This is a genomic window from Dietzia sp. B19 (genome assembly GCF_014145155.1).
Taxonomy (GTDB): Bacteria; Actinomycetota; Actinomycetes; order Mycobacteriales; family Mycobacteriaceae; genus Dietzia; species Dietzia natronolimnaea.
Map to the genome: position 1 here is coordinate 1 of NZ_JAALED010000223.1, position 3254 is coordinate 3254.

General features: G+C 71.7%; 3 protein-coding genes. 2 read left to right on the forward strand and 1 reads right to left on the reverse strand.

The window, feature by feature from the left end; genetic code table 11:
• Positions 1-1056, reverse strand: a 1056-nt coding sequence (locus G6020_RS07460) for a CoA transferase (protein ID WP_182610189.1), incomplete at its 3' end; no start/stop codon positions are given.
• Between the two features lie 109 nt (positions 1057-1165).
• On the opposite strand from G6020_RS07460, the gene purT reads away from it, so the two are divergent.
• Positions 1166-2440, forward strand: a complete 1275-nt coding sequence (gene purT / locus G6020_RS07465; protein ID WP_182610190.1) for a formate-dependent phosphoribosylglycinamide formyltransferase — start codon at positions 1166-1168, stop codon at positions 2438-2440.
• 61 nt (positions 2441-2501) lie between these two features.
• A complete protein-coding gene (locus tag G6020_RS07470; RefSeq protein ID WP_182610191.1) occupies positions 2502-3071 on the forward strand; it encodes a DUF1648 domain-containing protein in 570 nt (189 codons plus the stop codon).
• Positions 3072-3254: the final 183 nt, after the last annotated feature.

Genomic DNA, 3254 nt, shown 5'->3' on the forward strand with positions numbered 1-3254 from the left:
CGCGGCCGGGACGGCAGGCGCCGGGGTGCGCGAGAAGCGCGGCGCGGGCGCCGGCCCCATGTCCCCGGCGACCTCGACGAAGGTCTCCCTCGCCGTCATATGGGGATGGGACAGCGCCTCGGTGTAGGTCAGCACCGGGGTCGTGCAGGCGTCGGTGCCGTAGAACAGCTCGGCCCACTCGTCGCGGGGCTTCCCGGCGAACTTCCCGGCGATGATCTCGCGCAGCTCGTCCCAGCGGTCCATGTCGAACTGCCCGGGCATGTCCTCGCCGTCGATGCCCATCAGTCGCGCGAACTCCGCGTAGAACTGCGGCTCGAGGCAGCCCACGGCCATGAACTTGCCGTCCGAGCAGGTGTACACGTCGTAGAACGGGAACCCGGTGTCGAGCATGTTGGTCCCGGCGACGTCCGACCACTGGTCGCGGGCGCGCATGGCCCACTGGAACTGGCCCAGCACGGAGGCGCCGTCGGTCATGGCGGTGTCGATGACCTGACCCTTGCCGGAGGTGGCGCGCTCGATGATCGCGGCGAGGATGCCCTGGATGAGGAACATCGACCCGCCGCCGAAGTCGCCGACCAGGTTGAGCGGCGGAACCGGGCGCTCGCCCTTGCGGGCGGTGGCGTTGAGGTGCCCGGTGAGCGAGATGTAGTTGAGGTCGTGGCCGGCGGTGTGCGCGAGCGGGCCGTGCTGGCCCCAGCCGGTCATCCGCGCGTACACGAGCCGCGGGTTGGACTCGAGGCACTCGTCGGGGCCGAGGCCCATGCGCTCGGTGACCCCGGGGCGGAAGCCCTCGACCAGCACGTCGGCCTTGGCGATCAGGCCGCGGACCTGCGCCAGCCCGTCCTCGCTCTTGAGGTCGGCCTCCACCACGGTCCGGCCCCGCCGGGTGATGTGCGCCCAGCCGTCGGCGGACCTGGCGAGCTCACCGGGGCGCATGACGGTCACGACGTCCGCGCCCAGGTCGGCGAGCATCATGCACGCGTGGGGGCCGGGGCCGATTCCGTTGAGTTCGACGACGCGGATGCCGGCCAGGGGGCCGGAGGAGGCAGTGGTCACAGGTGTGCCCTTTCGTGTGGCGTTGCACACACGTTATCTTCTGCCGGTCCGCGGGAGCGGGGGAGCACGCGATAGAGGCCGGCGACGGAGGTCTACTAGCGTGGGCGCCATGACCGCAGCGCACGATCCCCTCGCCCCGCCAGTCGTCGACCGCTTCGGCACGCCGGGCACCCCGGACGCGACCCGCGTGATGCTGCTGGGCTCCGGCGAGCTGGGCAAGGAGGTGACGATCGCGCTGCAGCGCCTGGGGGTCGAGGTGATCGCGGTGGACCGCTACGCGGGCGCCCCCGCCCACCAGGTCGCCCACCGCAGCCACACGATCGACATGACCGACTCGGGCGAGGTGCGCCGGGTGGTGGAACTCGAGAAGCCGCAGGTGATCCTGCCGGAGATCGAGGCCATCGCCACCGCCGCGCTGGCGCAGATCGAGCAGGACGGGCTGGCCCGTGTCGTGCCCACCGCCCGGGCCGTGCAGCTGACCATGGACCGCGAGGGCATCCGCCGCCTGGCGGCCGAGGAGCTGGGTCTGCCCACGAGCCGCTACGCGTTCGCCTCCTCGCTGGAGGAGCTGCAGGAGGCGTGCGCTCAGATCGGGTTCCCGTGCCTGGTCAAGCCCACGATGTCGTCGTCGGGAAAGGGACAGTCCTCCCTCCACGGCCCCGAGGACGTGGAGGCGGCGTGGACCTACGCCCAGTCCGGTGCGCGGGTGACGGGGGCGCGCGTGATCGTGGAGTCGTTCGTGGACTTCGAGTACGAGATCACCCTGCTCACCGTCCGCAGCGTGGACCCGCGGACGGGGGAGATCCGGACCGACTTCTGCGAGCCGATCGGTCACCGTCAGGAGCGCGGCGACTACGTCGAATCGTGGCAGCCGCAGGCCATGACGCAGGACGCCTACGACTCGGCGCGCTCGGTGGCGGCGCGCGTGACCGGTGCGCTCGGCGGGGTGGGCGTGTTCGGGGTGGAGCTGTTCGTGCAGGGAGTGGACGTCTACTTCTCCGAGGTGAGCCCGCGGCCGCACGACACCGGTCTGGTGACGCTGCGCAGTCAGGTGCTCAGTGAGTTCGACATGCACGCGCGGGCCGTATTGGGACTGCCGGTGGTCACCACCATGTCCAGCCCGGGCGCGTCGGCGGTGATCTACGGTGGGTCTGGTATCGGCGGCGCCGGCCAGGTCGGCTCCGCCGGCGGGACGGCCGAGGGGGTCGGGTTCGAGGGTGTGGCCCGCGCGCTCGCGGTGCCGGAGTCGGATCTGCGACTGTTCGGCAAACCCTCGGCCAGCGAGTTCCGCCGCATGGGCGTGGCCGTGGCCACCGCCGAGGACGTGGAGACCGCGCGCGAGCGGGCCCGCGAGGCCGCCTCGCGGGTGACGGTGGTGAGGTAGGCGTGCGCCGCACGGCCGCAGGGTCGCGGGGCCTCGACTAGATGACGACGACGAGGGCCGTATGACGACGACGAATTCGGTTGCCGACGAGGCCCGCGGCCTCCCGAAGGAACCGACCAGCCCCTGGATCCTGATCCTGGTCGTGGCCACCGTGGTGGTCTGGCTGGCGGCGCTGGTCTGGCAGGTGATGGTCCTGCCGGAGCGGGTGCCCACGCACTTCGGTGCGGGAGGCGAACCGGACGGGTGGTCCAGCAAGGGTGGCGCGCTGGCGTTCTCGGCGCTGTTGCCCCTGCTGATGGTGCTGCCTCTCCCGCTGCTGACCACGCTCATCGTCCTCCGCGCGCCTGAGCTCATCAACGGACCCCGCAAGGAGTGGTGGACGGCGACCGCGCCGAGGCTGCGCAGGTTCGAGCGACTGGTGCGTGAGGATCTATGGCTGATCGTCGTGGTCACCCTGGCGCTGCTGGTCGCGATGCAGGTGGGGATCGTGATCGCCGTCGAAGCGCCGGGACAGCGGTTGCCGGAAGGGCTGTTGTTCGGCGGGATGGCGCTCTTCGGAGTGGGACTCGTCGCGGTGCTGCTCCGGATGTATGTGGGCGGCCGGTACGCCGAGCAGCCCGACCTGCTCTGAGCCGACCTGGACTGAGCCTGTGGATGGTCGTCCGAACTATCCACCGACCCCTCTCGCGGGCCGCATCCGGCCCGGCCGCGCACCTAGCGTGGATTCCCGAGCGGCCCGGACTCGCGGGCCAGGAGGGGGCGGGGCTGATGGCGGGATCGGAGCCGGGGGCGGGGCGGATCGCGGGAGCGGGGC